The 15,451-nt window shown below is 65.2% G+C and carries 16 protein-coding genes; 9 read left to right on the forward strand and 7 right to left on the reverse strand.

Going from position 1 to position 15,451, the window contains the following annotated elements; translation table 11 throughout:
• Positions 1 to 416 precede the first annotated feature (416 nt).
• From I6F24_RS29685 to garD, 5 genes are all read left to right on the forward strand, one after another.
• On the forward strand, positions 417 to 1,322 hold the full coding sequence (locus I6F24_RS29685; RefSeq protein WP_036015611.1) for a LysR substrate-binding domain-containing protein: 906 nt from the start codon (positions 417 to 419) through the stop codon (positions 1,320 to 1,322).
• 123 nt (positions 1,323 to 1,445) lie between these two features.
• On the forward strand, positions 1,446 to 2,390 hold the full coding sequence (gene kdgD, locus I6F24_RS29690; protein ID WP_036030198.1) for a 5-dehydro-4-deoxyglucarate dehydratase: 945 nt from the start codon (positions 1,446 to 1,448) through the stop codon (positions 2,388 to 2,390).
• Between the two features lie 24 nt (positions 2,391 to 2,414).
• On the forward strand, positions 2,415 to 3,758 hold the full coding sequence (gene gudD, locus I6F24_RS29695) for a glucarate dehydratase (RefSeq protein WP_225150668.1): 1,344 nt from the start codon (positions 2,415 to 2,417) through the stop codon (positions 3,756 to 3,758).
• Between the two features lie 23 nt (positions 3,759 to 3,781).
• Complete coding sequence (locus I6F24_RS29700; protein ID WP_036044516.1) at positions 3,782 to 5,230, forward strand: aldehyde dehydrogenase family protein; 1,449 nt, start codon at positions 3,782 to 3,784, stop codon at positions 5,228 to 5,230.
• A 113-nt stretch (positions 5,231 to 5,343) separates the two neighbouring features.
• The gene (garD, locus tag I6F24_RS29705) at positions 5,344 to 6,885 is read left to right on the forward strand and encodes a galactarate dehydratase (RefSeq protein WP_225150666.1); all 1,542 of its coding nucleotides are present in this window, start codon (positions 5,344 to 5,346) and stop codon (positions 6,883 to 6,885) included.
• Between the two features lie 56 nt (positions 6,886 to 6,941).
• Here the strand turns inward: garD and I6F24_RS29710 are convergent, their stop codons facing one another.
• A complete protein-coding gene (locus I6F24_RS29710) occupies positions 6,942 to 7,682 on the reverse strand; it encodes a hypothetical protein (protein WP_057028771.1) in 741 nt (246 codons plus the stop codon).
• 3 nt (positions 7,683 to 7,685) lie between these two features.
• Entirely contained in the window at positions 7,686 to 8,573 is an 888-nt protein-coding gene (locus I6F24_RS29715; RefSeq protein WP_225150664.1) for a MipA/OmpV family protein, read from the reverse strand.
• Between the two features lie 354 nt (positions 8,574 to 8,927).
• Here I6F24_RS29715 and I6F24_RS29720 point away from each other — a divergent pair, with 354 nt between their 5' ends.
• The 3 genes from I6F24_RS29720 to I6F24_RS29730 all read left to right on the forward strand — a co-directional run bounded on the left by I6F24_RS29720 (position 8,928) and on the right by I6F24_RS29730 (position 11,431).
• Positions 8,928 to 9,608, forward strand: coding sequence for a response regulator transcription factor (locus I6F24_RS29720; protein ID WP_036015597.1), 681 nt, complete (start codon positions 8,928 to 8,930; stop codon positions 9,606 to 9,608).
• Positions 9,605 to 10,969, forward strand: a complete 1,365-nt coding sequence (locus tag I6F24_RS29725) for a HAMP domain-containing sensor histidine kinase (protein WP_225150662.1) — start codon at positions 9,605 to 9,607, stop codon at positions 10,967 to 10,969. Before I6F24_RS29720 ends, I6F24_RS29725 begins: the two co-directional genes overlap by 4 nt.
• A 192-nt stretch (positions 10,970 to 11,161) precedes the next feature.
• Positions 11,162 to 11,431 (forward strand): hypothetical protein, encoded by a 270-nt coding sequence (locus I6F24_RS29730; RefSeq protein ID WP_036015592.1) that lies wholly within the window; start codon positions 11,162 to 11,164, stop codon positions 11,429 to 11,431.
• Between the two features lie 54 nt (positions 11,432 to 11,485).
• Here the strand turns inward: I6F24_RS29730 and I6F24_RS29735 are convergent, their stop codons facing one another.
• The 3 genes from I6F24_RS29735 to I6F24_RS29745 form a co-directional block, all read right to left on the reverse strand.
• Entirely contained in the window at positions 11,486 to 11,839 is a 354-nt protein-coding gene (locus I6F24_RS29735) for a hypothetical protein (RefSeq protein WP_057028767.1), read from the reverse strand.
• Between the two features lie 257 nt (positions 11,840 to 12,096).
• Positions 12,097 to 12,690, reverse strand: a complete 594-nt coding sequence (locus I6F24_RS29740; RefSeq protein WP_036015584.1) for a DUF2147 domain-containing protein — start codon at positions 12,688 to 12,690, stop codon at positions 12,097 to 12,099.
• A 173-nt stretch (positions 12,691 to 12,863) separates the two neighbouring features.
• Positions 12,864 to 13,892 (reverse strand): NAD(P)/FAD-dependent oxidoreductase, encoded by a 1,029-nt coding sequence (locus tag I6F24_RS29745; RefSeq protein ID WP_036015581.1) that lies wholly within the window; start codon positions 13,890 to 13,892, stop codon positions 12,864 to 12,866.
• A 182-nt stretch (positions 13,893 to 14,074) separates the two neighbouring features.
• Between I6F24_RS29745 and I6F24_RS29750 the strand changes: the two genes are divergently transcribed.
• A complete protein-coding gene (locus tag I6F24_RS29750) occupies positions 14,075 to 14,542 on the forward strand; it encodes a thioesterase family protein (protein ID WP_225114188.1) in 468 nt (155 codons plus the stop codon).
• Between the two features lie 29 nt (positions 14,543 to 14,571).
• On the opposite strand, the gene I6F24_RS29755 is transcribed toward I6F24_RS29750, so the two are convergent.
• Positions 14,572 to 14,892 carry a 2Fe-2S iron-sulfur cluster-binding protein gene (locus I6F24_RS29755; protein WP_225150660.1) on the reverse strand — a complete coding sequence of 107 codons (321 nt, stop codon included), beginning with the start codon at positions 14,890 to 14,892 and terminating at the stop codon, positions 14,572 to 14,574.
• Positions 14,893 to 15,057: 165 nt separating this feature from the next.
• Positions 15,058 to 15,432: an Hpt domain-containing protein gene (locus tag I6F24_RS29760; RefSeq protein ID WP_085969292.1), complete on the reverse strand. Its 375-nt coding sequence runs from the start codon at positions 15,430 to 15,432 to the stop codon at positions 15,058 to 15,060.
• Between the last annotated feature and the right edge of the window lie 19 nt (positions 15,433 to 15,451).

Raw genomic sequence — 15,451 nt, forward strand, 5'->3', positions numbered from 1 at the left:
TCCGTGACAGCAGTGATTGAATCGAGACGCCGCTGCGTACTGGATTCCCCGCCTTCGCGGGGAATGACAGCGGTGGTTTGATAGGGTTTCCCAACACCGATCATCCCCCACTTCGCCGTTCCATCGATCCAAAAACAGCATCGATCGATACTGCCTTGAACTTGGACACTTCGCCGCGCGCACCTCTAGGACTCGTGTCGGGCAAACGGCCGAGGCCTAAGAGTGGCGCGTGATGAGCGCAGTGGCGTCCGCAGCGGACGTGAGGCTGTCTCGCGTCAGCCTGTTCCTCCTGAGGGCTCCCATGGGAGCTTGACCAGGCAACTCAACGGCGGCCCACAAGGCCGCCGTCTTTGTTTTGGGGGTGATCGATGCTAGAAGTGCCGGGGAAACGCCTTATTCATCTAAGGCATGTATCGATGTTCGACCTCAACCAGCTCCGCTGTTTCGTCACGGTGGCGGAGGAATTGCACTTCGGCCGCGCCGCCGTGCGGCTCAACATGACGCAGCCGCCGCTGTCCCGGCAGATCCAGGTGCTCGAGCACATCATCGACGCGCCGCTCTTGGAGCGCACCAGCCGCTCGGTGCGCCTCACCCCGGCCGGGCGCAGCTTCCTGCCGGAGGCGCGACGCATCCTCAAGCTTGCCGAAAGCGCTTCGCAGGTGGCCCGCCGCATCGCGCTCGGCAAGACCGGCTCGCTGAAGGTCGGCTTCACCGCGGCCGCGGCCTATGGCTTCCTGCCCGAACTCATCGCCGCCTGCCGCGCCAAGCTGCCGGAGGTCGATTTCTCTCTGAAGGAGATGGTATCGGGCGATCAGTTCGAGGCTCTGACTTCTGGCCAGATCGATGCCGGCCTGCTGCGGCCGCCGATCGCGCGGCCCGAGCTTGCCAGCCGCCGCGTCGTCGCCGAGCCGCTGCTCGCGGCGATCCCGAAGAAGCATCCGCTGGCGAATGCCGACGGCATCACCATCAAGGATTTCGACGACCAGCCCTTCGTGATGTACTCGCCCTATGAGAGCCGCTACTTCCACGATCTCCTGGTGGCGCTGTTCACCCGCGCCGACGTGCTGCCGCGCTACGTCCAGCATCTCAGCCAGATCCACTCGATCCTCGCGATGGTGCGCGCCGGCCTCGGCCTCGCCATCGTACCGGCGGCAGCGGCGAGCCTGAAGATCTCCGACGTCCGCCTGCGTCCGCTGAAGCTGCGCACGCGCGTTCCGGTCGAGCTGTTCATGGTGTGGCGGCGCGAGGACGAGAACCCGCTGCTGTCGGCGCTCGTCAAGATCGCCGGCGAATTGTCCTCCGCGGAGGTGGCGGAGGATTGATGCTCAATCCGCATCGGTCGATATAGGCTTTGGCTTGGACGCGCATCGAACGGTCTCCTAAACCACGGCGCATGGACGTGCGGCCTCTGCTTGCGTCCTCCGCAACACGAGAAGGGAGCGCCCATGAGCAAGATGACCCCGCAGGAAATGGCCCAGAAGATCGGATCGGGCCTCCTGTCCTTCCCCGTCACGCCGTTCAGGGCGGACTACTCCTTCGACGAGGCGACCTATCGCGCCAACATGGACTGGCTGTGCGGTTATGACGTCGCAGGCCTGTTCGCCGCGGGCGGCACCGGCGAGTTCTTCTCGCTGACGCCATCAGAAGTTCCGCAGGTCGTGAAGGTCGCCGTCGACGAGACCAAGGGCCGCGTGCCCGTGCTCGCCGGCACCGGCTACGGCACCGCGATCGCCCGCGAGATCGCGATCGGTGCGGAAAAGGCCGGCGCCGACGGCCTCCTGCTGCTGCCGCCCTATCTCACCCATTCCGAGCAGGAAGGCCTTGCCGCCCACGTCGAGGCGGTCTGCGCCGCCGTGAAGATCGGCGTCATCGTCTATAACCGTGACAACGCGATCCTGCAGCCCGACACGCTCGCGCGCCTTGCCGAGCGCTGCCCCAACCTCGTCGGCTACAAGGACGGCATCGGCGACATCGAGCTGATGACCCGCGTCTACACCAAGCTCGGCGATCGTCTCACCTATGTCGGCGGCCTGCCGACCGCCGAGACCTTCGCGCTGCCCTATCTCGACATGGGCGTGACGACCTATTCCTCGGCCGTGTTCAACTTCGTGCCGGAATTCGCCACCAACTTCTACGCCGCGGTGCGCAAGCGCGACCACGCCACGATCCAGGCCGGCCTGAAGGATTTCATCCTGCCGCTGATCGCGATCCGCAATCGCAAGAAGGGTTACGCGGTCTCGATCATCAAGGCCGGCATGAAGGTGATCGGCCGGGATTCCGGCCCGGTCCGTCCGCCGCTGACTGATCTCACCGAGCAGGAGATGGCGGAGCTGACCGCACTGGTGCAGAAGCTGCCCGCCGCACGATCGTCACAACAGGCTGCAGAATAGTAAGACGACAGGGAGGAGCCTGCGATGGCCCAGACTGAGATTTCCGGCGCACCTGTTATCACGGCGATGCAGGTGATCCCGGTCGCTGGCCGCGACAGCATGCTCCTCAACCTGAGCGGCGCGCATGCGCCGTTCTTCACCCGCAACATCGTCATTCTCACCGACAATGCCGGCCACACCGGCGTCGGCGAGGTGCCGGGCGGGCAGAAGATCTGGCAGACGCTCCAGGACGCGCGCGACCTCGTGATCGGAAAGACGGTCGGCGCGATGAACAACATCCTCGCCGATATCCGTACCGCCTTCGCCGACCGCGACGTCGGCGGACGCGGCAAGCAGACCTTTGATCTTCGCGTGATGATCCATGCGGTCACCGCGATCGAATCCGCGCTGCTCGACCTGCTCGGCCAGCATCTCGGACTGCCCGTCGCAGCACTGCTTGGCGAAGGCCAGCAGCGCACCAGCGTCGAGACGCTCGGCTATCTCTTCTTCGTTGGCGACCGCCGTAAGTCGAAGCTCGACTACGTGACTGGCGAGACCGGCAAGCCCGACTGGTTCAACCTCCGCCACCAGGAGGCGATGACGCCAGAGGCCGTGGTGCGGCTTGCGGAGGCGACCCACGACCATTACGGCTTCGCCGACTTCAAGCTCAAGGGCGGCGTGCTCCGCGGCGAGCAGGAGATGGAGGCGGTTACCGCAATCGCAAAACGCTTCCCCAGCGCGCGCGTCACGCTGGACCCCAACGGCGCCTGGTCGCTCGATGAGGCGATCAGCCTCTGCAAGGGCATGCATGGCATCCTCGCTTATGCCGAGGACCCCTGCGGCGCCGAAGCCGGCTTCTCCGGCCGCGAGATCATGGCCGAGTTCCGCCGCGCCACCGGCCTGCCGACCGCCACCAACATGATCGCCACGGACTGGCGGCAGCTCTCCCATGCGCTGCGGCTCGGGGCCGTGGACATCCCGCTGGCCGATCCCCATTTCTGGACCATGCAAGGCTCGGTGCGCGTGGCCCAGACCTGCCGTGACAACGGCCTGACCTGGGGCTCGCACTCCAACAACCATTTCGACATTTCGCTCGCCATGTTCACCCATGTCGGCGCCGCCGCCCCGGGCAAGGTCACCGCGATCGACACCCACTGGATCTGGCAGGACGGTCAGGCGCTGACGAAGGAGCCGCTCCAGATCAAGGGTGGCAAGATCGCCGTCCCGGACCGCCCGGGCCTCGGCATCGAGATCGACCGCCCCGCCATCGAGGCCGCGCACGAGCTCTACAAGAAGCATGGACTCGGCGGGCGGGATGACGCTATGGCCATGCAGGACTTGATCCCCGGCTGGACGTTTGACGACAAGCGTCCCTGCCTCGTGCGTTAGAAACGTTCCCCTGGAGGAAAAAGATGACAGCGATCCTGAAGAACTTCATCGGCGGCGAATGGGTCGACGGCTCCGGCGTCACCAGGAACATCAACCCCTCCAACACCAATGATCTCGTCGGCGAATACGCCAAGGCCGACAAGGCGCAGACCGAGAAGGCGATCGCCGCCGCGAAGGCCGCCTTCCCCGCCTGGGCGCAGTCGACCCCGCAGGCGCGCTACGACGCGCTCAACAAGATCTCGACTGAAATCCTCGCCCGTAAGGAAGAGCTCGGCCGCCTACTCGCGCGCGAGGAAGGCAAGACCCTCCCCGAAGGCATCGGCGAGGTCGCCCGCGCCGGCCAGATCTTCGCGTTCTTCGCCGGCGAAGCGCTGCGCCTGATCGGCGAGAAGGGCGCCTCGGTGCGTCCCGGCCTCGACGTCGAGCTCACCCGTGAGCCGGTCGGCGTCGTCGGCATGATCACGCCCTGGAATTTCCCGATCGCGATCCCCGCCTGGAAGATCGCGCCGGCGCTCTGCTACGGCAACACCGTGGTGTTCAAGCCGGCCGAGCTGGTGCCCGGCTCGGCGCATGCGCTGTCTGAGATCATCACCCGCTCCGGCATTCCCGCTGGCGTGTTCAACCTCGTCGTCGGCTCCGGCTCGGTGGTCGGCCAGACCCTGCTCGAGCATCCGGACGTCGCCGCGATCTCCTTCACCGGCTCGGTGCAGACGGGACGCAAGATCGCGCAGGCCTGCGTGCTCTCAAACCCCATGAAGAAGTTCCAGCTCGAGATGGGCGGCAAGAACCCGCTGGTCGTGCTCGACGACGCCGACCTCAAGACCGCCGTCGAGGTCGCCGTCAACGGCGCTTATTTCTCGACCGGCCAGCGCTGCACCGCCTCGTCCCGCCTGATCGTCACCGAGGGTATCCACGACCGCTTCGTCGCCGCCATGGCCGAGCGCCTGAACAGCCTGTCCGTGGACGATGCGCTCAAGGCCGGCGTGCATATCGGCCCGGTGGTCGATCAGAACCAGCTCGATCAGGACCTCCGCTACATCAAGATCGGCCAGGACGAGGGTGCCAAGCTCGCCTTCGGCGGCGAGCTGCTGAAGCGCGAGAATCCCGGCCACTATCTCCAGCCGGCGCTGTTCACCGAAGCCAACAACAACATGCGCATCGCGCGTGAGGAGATTTTTGGCCCCGTCGCTGCCGTCATTCGTGCGAAAAATTACGAAGAGGCGCTCGCCATCTCCAACGATACCGAGTTCGGCCTCGCCTCCGGCATCTGCACCACCAGCCTGAAATACGCCTCGCACTATAAGCGCAACAGCGAGTCCGGCATGGTGATGGTCAATCTGCCGACCGCGGGCGTCGACTATCACGTGCCGTTCGGCGGCCGCAAGGGCTCGAGCTACGGCGCCCGTGAGCAGGGCTCCTACGCGCGCGAGTTCTACACCACGGTGAAGACGGCTTACACCAATCCGGGCTGAGATATCGTAGGGTGGGCAAAGCGAAGCGTGCCCACCGCTTACGCTCGGTGTGAGGACGGTGGGCACGGCGCGTTGCGCCTTTGCCCACCCTACGACTTCTGAGGCAAGCGCAGATGGACCAGGACGTCGCAGCGAAAGAGCAGCCCCGCTACATCAAGCTCAACGAGCGCGACAATGTCGCGATCGTGGTCAATGATTTCGGGCTCCCCGCCGGCGCGCGCTTTGCCAGCGGCCTGACGTTGCGCGCCTTCGTACCGCAGGGACACAAGACCGCGCTGGTCGACATTGCGGAAGGCGAACCGATCGTCCGCTATGGCGAGATCATCGGCTACGCGCTGTCGCCAATCCTGGCCGGCGAATGGGTGGACGAGGCGCGCATCCGCATGCCGGAGGCCCCTGCCCTCGACAAGCTCGAAATCTCGACCGCCGTCCCCGCACCGCTGCCGCCGCTCGAAGGCTTCACCTTCGAGGGCTACCGCAATCCGGACGGTTCGGTCGGCACCAAGAACATCCTCGGCATCTCCTCCTCCGTGCAATGCGTCAAGGGCACGATGGAATATGCGGTGAAGCGCATCCGCGCCGAGCTGCTGCCGAAATATCCGAACGTGGATGATGTCGTGCCGCTGACGCACGCCTATGGCTGCGGCGTCGCCATCACCGCGCCCGACGCGGTGGTGCCGATCCGCACCCTGCAGAACCTCGCGCTCAACCCGAATTTCGGCGGCGAGATCCTCGTTGTCGGCCTCGGCTGCGAGAAGCTCGCACCCGAACGCCTGGTGCCGGAAGGCGTGGGTGACGCGATCATCCGCATGCAGGACGAGGCTTTCGACGGCTTTGGCGCCATCGTCGAGGCGATCATGACCCAGGCCGAAGCGCGGCTCAAGGTGCTCAACACCCGCAAGCGCGAGACCTGTCCGGCGTCCGACCTTGTGATCGGCCTGCAATGCGGCGGCAGCGATGCCTTCTCCGGCGTCACTGCCAATCCCGCCGTCGGCTTCGCCGCGGACCTCCTGGTGCGCGCCGGCGCCACCGTGATGTTCTCGGAAGTGACTGAAGTGCGCGACGCGATCCAGCTGCTCACCCGCCGCGCCATCAACGAGGACGTCGGCCGCGCGCTGGTGCGCGAGATGGCTTGGTACGATTCCTATCTCGCCCGCGGCGGCGCCGACCGCAGCGCCAACACCACGCCCGGCAACAAGAAGGGCGGCCTTGCCAACATCGTGGAGAAATCGCTCGGCTCGATCGTCAAGTCCGGCTCGAGCGCGATCACCGGCGTGCTCTCGCCCGGCGAGAAGGCGACGCAGAAGGGCATGCTGTTCGCCGCGACGCCGGCCTCCGACTTCATCTGCGGCACGCTGCAGCTCGCCTCGGGCATGACGTTGCAAGTGTTCACCACCGGCCGGGGCACGCCCTATGGCCTTGCGGCAGCACCCGTGATCAAGGTCGCGACGCGCAGCGAGCTCGCGCGGCGCTGGAAGGACCTGATCGACTTCGACGCCGGCAAGATCGCAACCGGCGAGAAGACCATCGAGGAGACCGGCTGGGACCTGTTCCGCCTGATCCTCGACGTCGCCAGCGGCCGAACCAAACCCTGGTCGGACCGCTGGGGCATCCACAACGACCTCACGCTGTTCAATCCCGCGCCAGTGACCTAAAGCGTTTCCGAGCGAAGTGGGTCCCGGTTCGCGTCAAAACGCGTCAAGACGGAACCTCACTGGCTGTCGATCAGGTGCATGTCGCCCAGCGTGACCGGAAGGCTGCGTGTGATGAGGTCCGCGACCGCGGCGCGCAGCCGCTCGCTCGACGCTGAACCCCCAAGCGTCTCGTCGACCGGGCCGCTCGGGCCGGCAATCCGCACGGTCCCGGTGTTGTCGAGCGGCGCCGCCGCACGCTTCTCGATCACGTCGAACGCCTTGCCGTCGATGATCCGGACTTCGTATAGCGCATGGATCAGGCCGTAATCCGCCAGCAGCGTCCGGTATTCGGCGAGCCCGACGCCCTCGACGTTGCGGCCGTTGCCGAGCTTCGATCTTGCACGGGTGATGACGAGGTAAGCATCGAGCCCCTGAGGCGTTACATCGCTGCGAACCAGCTCCTTGAACGGATCGCTACGCAGGAGATTGACGGGCGCAACCGCCGAATCCCTGACGGCGGCGAACGCGGCGCGCCTGTAGCTCACCGGTTGCACGCGAAAACGTCCGCTCAAGAGCTTCGTCGCCTGCTGGACGATCAACTCGTCCAGTCCCCAGGCGCTGATCGAGAGGCTTTGCGCGGTGTTGCCGAGCCCGGTCAGGCCGGCTTGCGTCAGGCTCATCTCCTCGCCGATGGCCGAGACGATGCCGAGGGTCTTGATCGCCTGGAGTTTCGTCGCGCGCGTCTCGAACGCCGCGGCGGCACCGAGGACGGCGGACGCGATCGCACAGGCGAGAGCCAGGATAATTCTGCCGCGCATGGTCTATCGGATCCTGAAATCGAACGAATAGGACGCACCGAGACCGACGGTGGTCTGGTTAGAGGATCCCCGCAGCTTCACCAGCGGGCTGTCCGCGACATCGCCGAGCAGCTTCTGGTACTCGACATAGGCGTGGACCTCCCACTGCGGGTTGATGCGGTAGGAGATCTGGCTGCCGAAACCGACCGAGTGCGCACCGCCTCTGGCATCGTATCTCGGAAGCCCCGATGCCAGCGCCTGCACGGCATCGACGCCGAAATACGGCGCAGTGGCATTGGTGCTCTTCCAGGTGAAGCGCGGGCCGGCCGAGATCGTCAGCCTCTGGATCAGAGGCACGATGACGTCGGCAGATACATCCGCGACGGTGCCGGTATGGCCGCCCATGCCCTGGCGCAACTCGCTGCGCAGGCGCAGCCAGTCGACCGGATAATACTCCACGAAGCCGCCGAGCTCATAGGCGGCTTCGACATTGCCAAGGCCGGTCAGCTCGGCATATTTGTCGGCCTTCCTTGAGGCGACGTATTTGAACGCGGGGCCGGCGCGAAAATGGCCGATGTCGAGCAGCGCGATGCTGGTGCTGTCGCGCGGTCCGCGAAACTGGTCGACTGATCCGGCGCGGCGGATGGAGAAGATCGGGACCGGAGCAAACCTTCCGTTGTTCGATCCGACGAACTCGGGCTTGTATTCGCCGCCGATGCCGACCATGACGGTCCAGTTGCCCGACGGCGAGGGCAGCATCGGCAGCTCCAATGGCGGCGCTGGCAGCGTGAAGGCGGTCTGCGCCGAGACTGATGGCGCAGTCGCCATGATCGCACCGAGTGCGGCGAGACAGGCGGTCGTCCGCCGCACAATCGCCGTGAGGCGGAGAGCGGCTTCTTCGAAATCATTCATTGCGGGGCCCCGGACCGGCCTTGCAGGCCGAGTCGACTGTTGTGGTTAGGAGCCACAGCATCTGGTCCGGCTAAATTGCCCGAAGATTGCAAGGTGCGATCAGATGTTTCCAGGGCCATGTCCGGCGCTGGCAGGCACGCCCGCCGGATCAACATTGCCCCAACATTGCACCGCCGCGATCACGCCCTCAAAAACGTGACGAGCCACACCCGCGAACTCACTCGGTCCTGCCTTTTATTCGCCAAGCTCGCCGCCTTTATGGGAACCCTCGCGCACGAGCCGAAGCGCCAGAATTCGGCCAGGGAGCGTCACGGTCAGGGTTTTGTTGCCCCAGCAGAGTCAAGGACGACCCGCGTGCGTTCCCTCGTGATCGAAGACGAACCACAGATCGGCGCCTATGTCAGCCGGCTGCTCGGGCAATTGCACGGCATCGTCGACCTCGTCGGCTCGATCGCCGATGCCCGCCAGGCACTGAACAATTTCAAGTATGATCTGGCGATCGTCGACCGGATGCTACCCGACGGAGATGCGCTCCAGGTGGTCACGGCGCTGAGCCAATCGGCGGAGCGGCCCGCAATCATCATGCTGACGTCCAAGGACGCCAAGGAGGATGTCGTCGAAGGGCTCAATGGCGGGGCCGACGATTATCTCGGCAAGCCGTTCGAGCCGCAGGAGCTGCTTGCGCGCGTGCGCGCGGTGCTGCGCCGGCCTCGGCTGCTGGCCCCATCGGTGCTGTCGCTCGGCAACGTCGAGCTGCACCTCGGCAGCAACGAGGCGGTGGTCGCCGACACCAGGATCCTGCTGCGCCGGCGCGAGGCGCTGATCCTGGGGGCGCTGCTGATGCGGCGCGACCGCGTCATCACCCGCGCCGCCCTGATCGAGGAGATCTACGGCTTCGACGACGAGATCGAGTCCAACACGCTCGAGGCGCAGGTCTCGCGCTTGCGCAAGAAACTGGCCGAACTCGGCGGCGACGTCGAGATCCGCAGCATGCGGGGCATCGGCTACATCCTGCGGCTGGCAACGCCGCGATGAAGTCAATCGCCCGAACCTTTGCGTTCTCGCTCGGTATCGCCGCCACCACGATCTTCCTGATCATGCTTGGCCTCTTCATATGGCGTTACCCGACGGAGGAGCGCGAGTTCAGGGCGTGCCAGGTCGTAGCGGCCGTTCTCGATCGCGCGACGGTGATCGAAGGGCAAAGACTGACAATACGCTCGACTCCTGCGCTCGAGGAATTGAAGCTGGACAGCCCAAACCTCTGGTACGTGGTGTCCGCGGGCGACCTGCTCAGCGAGTACGGCAGCGAACACCGGCCTCCCCTTCCCTTCGTGCTGCCCTACCACGGGCCCATCGGCTCGTCCGTTTTCAGCACGCTCGACCAGAAGAGCACCTTCTGTCTTTCCGCCGTACAACGGGGCCCGTTGCGGCTCGCGATGATGGTCGGCGAGCCTCAGGTTCGCTTTGGCCGGATTGCAAGGACTTTTCTCCTCCGCAGGGTCTTTTCGATCGCCTTGGTGGCGCTGGCCTTTGCCGCGACCGTCGCCATCGGTTCAGCGCTTGCCGCACGTTTCGTCTCTCGTAGCATCGAGCGGGTGGCGCGTCGCGCGCTCGCGATCGACCCCTCGGCGCCGCAAGGTTTGATATCGCTGTCCGAGGTCCCTCGCGAGTTGAAGCCGCTGGTCGAGGCGCTGAACCGCGCTTTCGGCGAGATCGACGCCTATATCAGGATGCAGCGCCGCTTCCTCGGCAATGCCGCCCATCAGCTTCGCACGCCGCTGACGCTGCTGCGCGCCAAGATCGAGGACGTGCCCGAGCCGGCCCTGAGGGCCGAGCTGGTGCGCGACGTCCGCCGGCTGACCTCGCTGGTCTCCGCGATGCTGGACCTGGCGCGATTGCAAAATCATGCGATCGAGAAGCGGCCGATCGATCTTGCCCAGATCACGCTGGACGTGCTGGCCGATTTCAGCCCGTCGGCGCTGGACGCCGGCATCGAGCTTGCGCTCGAGCACGAGGGAAGAGGTCCCTTCGTGGTGCAGGGCGTAGACGCTGCGATCCGAAGTGCACTTGCCAATCTCGTCGGCAACGCGCTCATCCACGCCCATGGCGCGCGGCGCATCGTCGCCACGATCGGCTGCGATGGCGTGGCTATTCACGATGATGGCGCGGGCCTGCCCGACGGCGCCGAACACAGGCTGACCGAGCCGTTTCAGACCGGCAACGCCGCAGGTGCAGGCGCCGGTCTCGGCCTGTCGATCGTCCGCGAGATCATGGCGGCGCATGGCGGGGAGCTGGTCGTCGCTTCCGCGCCCGGCTACGGCACGACGATGCGCCTGCGCTTTGCCGCGGCCGCCGCGCCGGCGAGATCTGCGCAGCTCGATCTGCAAGAGCATTGAGCGGGCGCATCGGCGCTTTTCGCGAAACCGTCCGGAAACATTGGCGCGGAAAACGTCTTCCGCGTTTCGTCCCTTCGCATCACGCAATCAATGTCTGCGCCGAAGACAACGGGAATGTTCGCGCACGGGCGAACCTGTTCTGCCATCGCGGCGACCAAACCTCCGATTGACATCTTCCACGGAGATTCTCCCATGCGTGTTCTCTCGATGATTGCCGTTGCCGGCGCCATGATTGCGAGCTCGGCCGCCGCGTTCGCCAGCGAACTTCCCTCCTATGAAGTGACGTCGTTTCCGATCACGACAACGCAAGTGCAGGTGCTCGGCGGCGCCGGCGTCGAGGAGCAGTCTGCGAGCCCCGCGATGATCGTCGCCGGCATGCCGGCCTCGCCCGTGCAGGTCGCCGTGCTGTCGCCGCGGATCAAGCAGCTCGCGAGCGCGGGTTCGAATAACCAGGCGCGCTAAGCTTGGCGTTGTCGCTCCGGTTCGGCGCTTCGCGCCGGCCGGAATGACGCGCTTCTACGTCATGCTGCCCGGCATGAAGCAACGCACGCGCGGATGGCCGTCGATATAGTGCTTCCACACCATGGTGCGGCCGATCTTGTTCGGGACGGTGATCACGGCGCCGTCAGGCACCACGACCCACTCGTCGTCGATGCGCACGCGGTAGCGACCGCGATCGGACTCCCAATCGACGTCGGCGATGACGTAGCCGTCCGCATCCGAGCAGCATAGCCCGAACTCGCTACGCAAACTCTCGAACCAGGGTTTCAGGGGCGAGTTGGCGAAGCGGCCGTCGTCGCGCGCCAGCGCCGCATGCGTCAGAACCGCCAGCCCCAGCAGCACGGCGGCACACTGTCTTGCAGGTTTCATGTGGTCTCCGCGGTCGAAGTGATCACCGCGGGGCAAACGCTGCCGTCCGCCTTCCGCATTGTGCGCGGCAGGCGTGGAGACGGCGACTCGCTCCCCCAGCAGCTTTGCCGACAGCTATGCAAATCCAGCGCCAGCGCGCATTCCGGGGAACTACTGGAGGGCGCCCGAGGCACGTTCGCCCTTCGGCGAAGGTGGCCGCACAGGCTGGAGACCCTGCGCTAGGGCCATTGAGACCGCGCAGCGCGCGGCTTGCGCCCTTACTGCTTTGCCGGCGCCATCATCGCGCCGCCCTTCTTCGCCGCGGGCGCCGGTTGCTTGGCGGCTGCAGCCTGCGCGGGCAAGTATTTTGCGACGATGGCCGGATCGACCTGCGCGATGTTGGCATCGGGCAGGCGCGTCCAGGTCTCGTCCTTGCCGAGCAGCGCGATGCCGAGATAGCCGCGCAACGTCAGGGTCTGACCGTCGGGGCTGACCCGCATGTTGGCCTTCCAGATCTGGCCGTCGCGCGGATTGAGCACGTTGCCGCCCTCGTACTTCAATCCTTCGCGCTTCATGTCGCGGACGAAGGAGATGCCGAGCACCCGAGCGTTCTTGCGATCGTCGGTGCACTTGGAGCAGACCTCATTCGGGTCGTCGGTTGGCCGCGGGAAGGTCTTGGCGATCACACCTTCGAAGACGCCGTTGCGATCTACGAAGAGGAACCATCCGACCGTCCTGCCGTCTTCGACCTTCTGCCAAAGGCCCGCCGCAGTGGGCTCGGCGGTCTGCGCCGCGCACGGCGTCACGATCGCGAGCGACAATGCGAGCGCCAGGAAGGAGGGCAGCCGAAAGCTGGAAACGAGAGTCCGCATTATGATCACCTTGCTGAGCCAATCACCTTTGCTGAGCCAAGACTTCGCAGAGCCAAACTGTGCTAAGCCAAAAACCTGGCCAAGCCTATGACCGGAATGGCCGCAGACTACGGCGATTTCACGAACGGTTCCAGCACCAGAAACATGGGGCATCGCCGCCCCGAACGCTTCCGTCAGTTGACACCGAGCTTCTTTTGCAGGCTGGAGGACGAGGTCGTGTACTGGAACACGAGCCGCTTCTCCGGATAGACATAGCGATGGGCTTTTTGCGACATCAGCGCGCCCTCGTGGAAGCCGCACAGGATCAACTTGATCTTGCCGGGATAGGTGTTGATGTCGCCGATCGCGAAGATGCCCGGCACATTGGTCTCGAACGCGGACGTCTCGACAGGCACCAGATTGTTCTCCAGCGCGATGCCCCAATTCGCGACCGGGCCGAGCTTCATGGTCAGCCCGAAGAACGGCAGCATGGTGTCGCAAGCGATTTCGGTGACGCTGTTGTCGTTGCCCTTGACGGTGGCGCCGGTGAGCTTTCCGTCAGCGCCGGAGAGCGCGGTGACCTGGCCGAGCCGCAGATCCATCTTGCCGCCGGCAACCAGCGCGCGCATCTGCTCGACACTATGGGGCGCGGCGCGAAACTCGTCGCGCCGATGCAGCAGCGTGATGCGCTTCGCAATCGGATGCAGATTGAGCGTCCAGTCGAGCGCGGAATCGCCGCCGCCGACGATCAGCACGCTCTTGTCGCGGAACGTCTCCATCTTGCGCACGGCGTAATGCACCGAGGTGCCTTCATAGGCCTCGATACCGGGCACAGGCGGGCGCTTGGGCTGGAACGAGCCGCCGCCGGCCGCGATCACCACCACCTTGCATTCGAACACCTTGCCGGCATCCGTGGTGCAGCGAAACAAGGGATCGCCGATCTTCTCCACGGTCTCGACCATCTCGCCGAGATGGAAGGTCGGATGAAACGGCTTGATCTGCTCCATCAGCGCGTCGGTCAGCCCCTGCCCCGAAACCTGGGGAATGCCGGGAATGTCGTAAATCGGCTTTTCCGGATAGAGCTCGGCACACTGGCCGCCGACCTTGTCGAGGATGTCGACGAAATGCGCCTTCATGTCGAGAAGGCCGAGCTCGAAGGCGGCGAACAGACCACACGGCCCGGCCCCAATAATCAGCACATCGGTTTTGATCACGTCGCTCATGTCGTCTCTTTATCGATCGTTATCGGTTGGACGGCGCCCGTTGGGCAGAGGTGACCCTGCCTGTCTAGCCAACGGGGATGGAACAGGAAAGGCATAAAAGCGGGATCGCCCCGCAGCCGCGCCCACTTGCCGGGCCAAAATAACTGGGCTGTAACGAGGATGGATATGACGGAGATCAATCGGTGAACGCACCAGCCCGCCTCGACACGACCCCGCGCCTTGAGGACTTTCCGTTTCGCCTCAGCGACAACGTCCGGTTCGGCGACCTCGACCCGAACCAGCACGTCAACAACGCGGTCTATGCCACATATTTCGAGACCGGCCGTGTCACGCTGATGAAGCTTCCCGAATACGGGCTGACCCCGCCGGGGCTCGCCTGGATCATGGTGCGGCTCGACATGCATTTTCGTGCCGAGCTGCACTGGCCCGGCTCGATCGAGCTCGGCCTCGGCGTGGTCAAGCTCGGGCGAACGTCGGTGACATTCGAGCAGGTCGTGTTCTCGAACGGCACGTGCATTGCGTCGGCGACGTCGGTCGGCGTCCTGCTCGACGAGGCGACGCGGCGACCGGCGCCGCTGACCGCAGAGGTGATCGAGAAGCTCAGACCCTGGCACAAGCGCGGCATCGAGGTCGCGCCGCCGAGCACCTAGTCGACTTGGACAGTCTGCTTGGAGACGGATCAGGCCTGGCGCTCGGGCGTCGCCACGACGAGGCCGTCGAGCTCCTCGGAGACCTTGATCTGGCAAGACAGGCGCGAATTCGGGCGCACGTCGAAGCCGAAGTCGAGCATGTCCTCTTCCATCGGCGTCGGGCTGCCGACCTTCTCGCGCCAGGCTTCGTCGACATAGACATGGCAGGTTGCGCAGGCGCAGGCGCCGCCGCATTCGGCCTCGATGCCGGGAATGCTGTTGCGGATCGCAGCTTCCATCACGGTTGCGCCGTTCTCGATTTCCACCGTGCGGGTTTCGCCCTTGTGGTCGACAAAGTGAATCTTGGCCATGTGTGCTCGTGCTGCCGCGGTGCTTTGAATGAAGGAGGGTCCCGGCTGTCCTATAACGGGTCGGTCAGCCCGGCGCCATAGCGTTTTGAAGCCAAATGATTCCCGCTTTGCGGGAAGAAAACGCGTCAAAACAAGCGACTAGAGCCCGGCTCCGGACGTATCGGCTCAACGCTTCAGCATCGCCGCGATGGCAGCGCGGGCCTCGGCCACCGCCTCTTTCAGCGCGGCGAAGGCGTGGGGCCGGCCATGGCCGGTCCGGATCGCAGTCTCCAGGCTGGCAGCGGCATCAGCGACCGCAAAGGCGCCGATCCCGCGCGCCGAACCCTTGAGCTTGTGCGCAAGCGTGCCGGTCTCGGCCGGCAATGCGGTCATCGCCGCGAGCAGACGGGCCGCCTGCTCCGCGAACATGGCCAGCACTTCCTGCTCCAGCTCAGCGTCGCCGAGCGTCATTCGAGAGAGGTGATCGAGGTCGAGCGGGCTGTCGATGGGCGCAAGCGGGGGCGAAGGCATCCAGTCCATCCCTTGCAGTTCAGGCGTCATGGCGCAGGCCCCGGCTTCG

This window comes from Bradyrhizobium sp. BRP23 (genome assembly GCF_020194135.1).
Taxonomy (GTDB): Bacteria; Pseudomonadota; Alphaproteobacteria; order Rhizobiales; family Xanthobacteraceae; genus Bradyrhizobium; species Bradyrhizobium yuanmingense.

Coding starts and splice junctions, on each gene's coding strand:
- I6F24_RS29685 (WP_036015611.1), top strand. CDS start 417: ATGTTCGACCTCAACCAGCTCCGCTGTTTCGTCACGGTGGCGGAGGAA.
- kdgD (WP_036030198.1), top strand. CDS start 1,446: ATGAGCAAGATGACCCCGCAGGAAATGGCCCAGAAGATCGGATCGGGC.
- gudD (WP_225150668.1), top strand. CDS start 2,415: ATGGCCCAGACTGAGATTTCCGGCGCACCTGTTATCACGGCGATGCAG.
- I6F24_RS29700 (WP_036044516.1), top strand. CDS start 3,782: ATGACAGCGATCCTGAAGAACTTCATCGGCGGCGAATGGGTCGACGGC.
- garD (WP_225150666.1), top strand. CDS start 5,344: ATGGACCAGGACGTCGCAGCGAAAGAGCAGCCCCGCTACATCAAGCTC.
- I6F24_RS29710 (WP_057028771.1), bottom strand. CDS start 7,682: ATGCGCGGCAGAATTATCCTGGCTCTCGCCTGTGCGATCGCGTCCGCC.
- I6F24_RS29715 (WP_225150664.1), bottom strand. CDS start 8,573: ATGAATGATTTCGAAGAAGCCGCTCTCCGCCTCACGGCGATTGTGCGG.
- I6F24_RS29725 (WP_225150662.1), top strand. CDS start 9,605: ATGAAGTCAATCGCCCGAACCTTTGCGTTCTCGCTCGGTATCGCCGCC.
- I6F24_RS29730 (WP_036015592.1), top strand. CDS start 11,162: ATGCGTGTTCTCTCGATGATTGCCGTTGCCGGCGCCATGATTGCGAGC.
- I6F24_RS29735 (WP_057028767.1), bottom strand. CDS start 11,839: ATGAAACCTGCAAGACAGTGTGCCGCCGTGCTGCTGGGGCTGGCGGTT.
- I6F24_RS29740 (WP_036015584.1), bottom strand. CDS start 12,690: ATGCGGACTCTCGTTTCCAGCTTTCGGCTGCCCTCCTTCCTGGCGCTC.
- I6F24_RS29745 (WP_036015581.1), bottom strand. CDS start 13,892: ATGAGCGACGTGATCAAAACCGATGTGCTGATTATTGGGGCCGGGCCG.
- I6F24_RS29755 (WP_225150660.1), bottom strand. CDS start 14,892: ATGGCCAAGATTCACTTTGTCGACCACAAGGGCGAAACCCGCACGGTG.
- I6F24_RS29760 (WP_085969292.1), bottom strand. CDS start 15,432: ATGACGCCTGAACTGCAAGGGATGGACTGGATGCCTTCGCCCCCGCTT.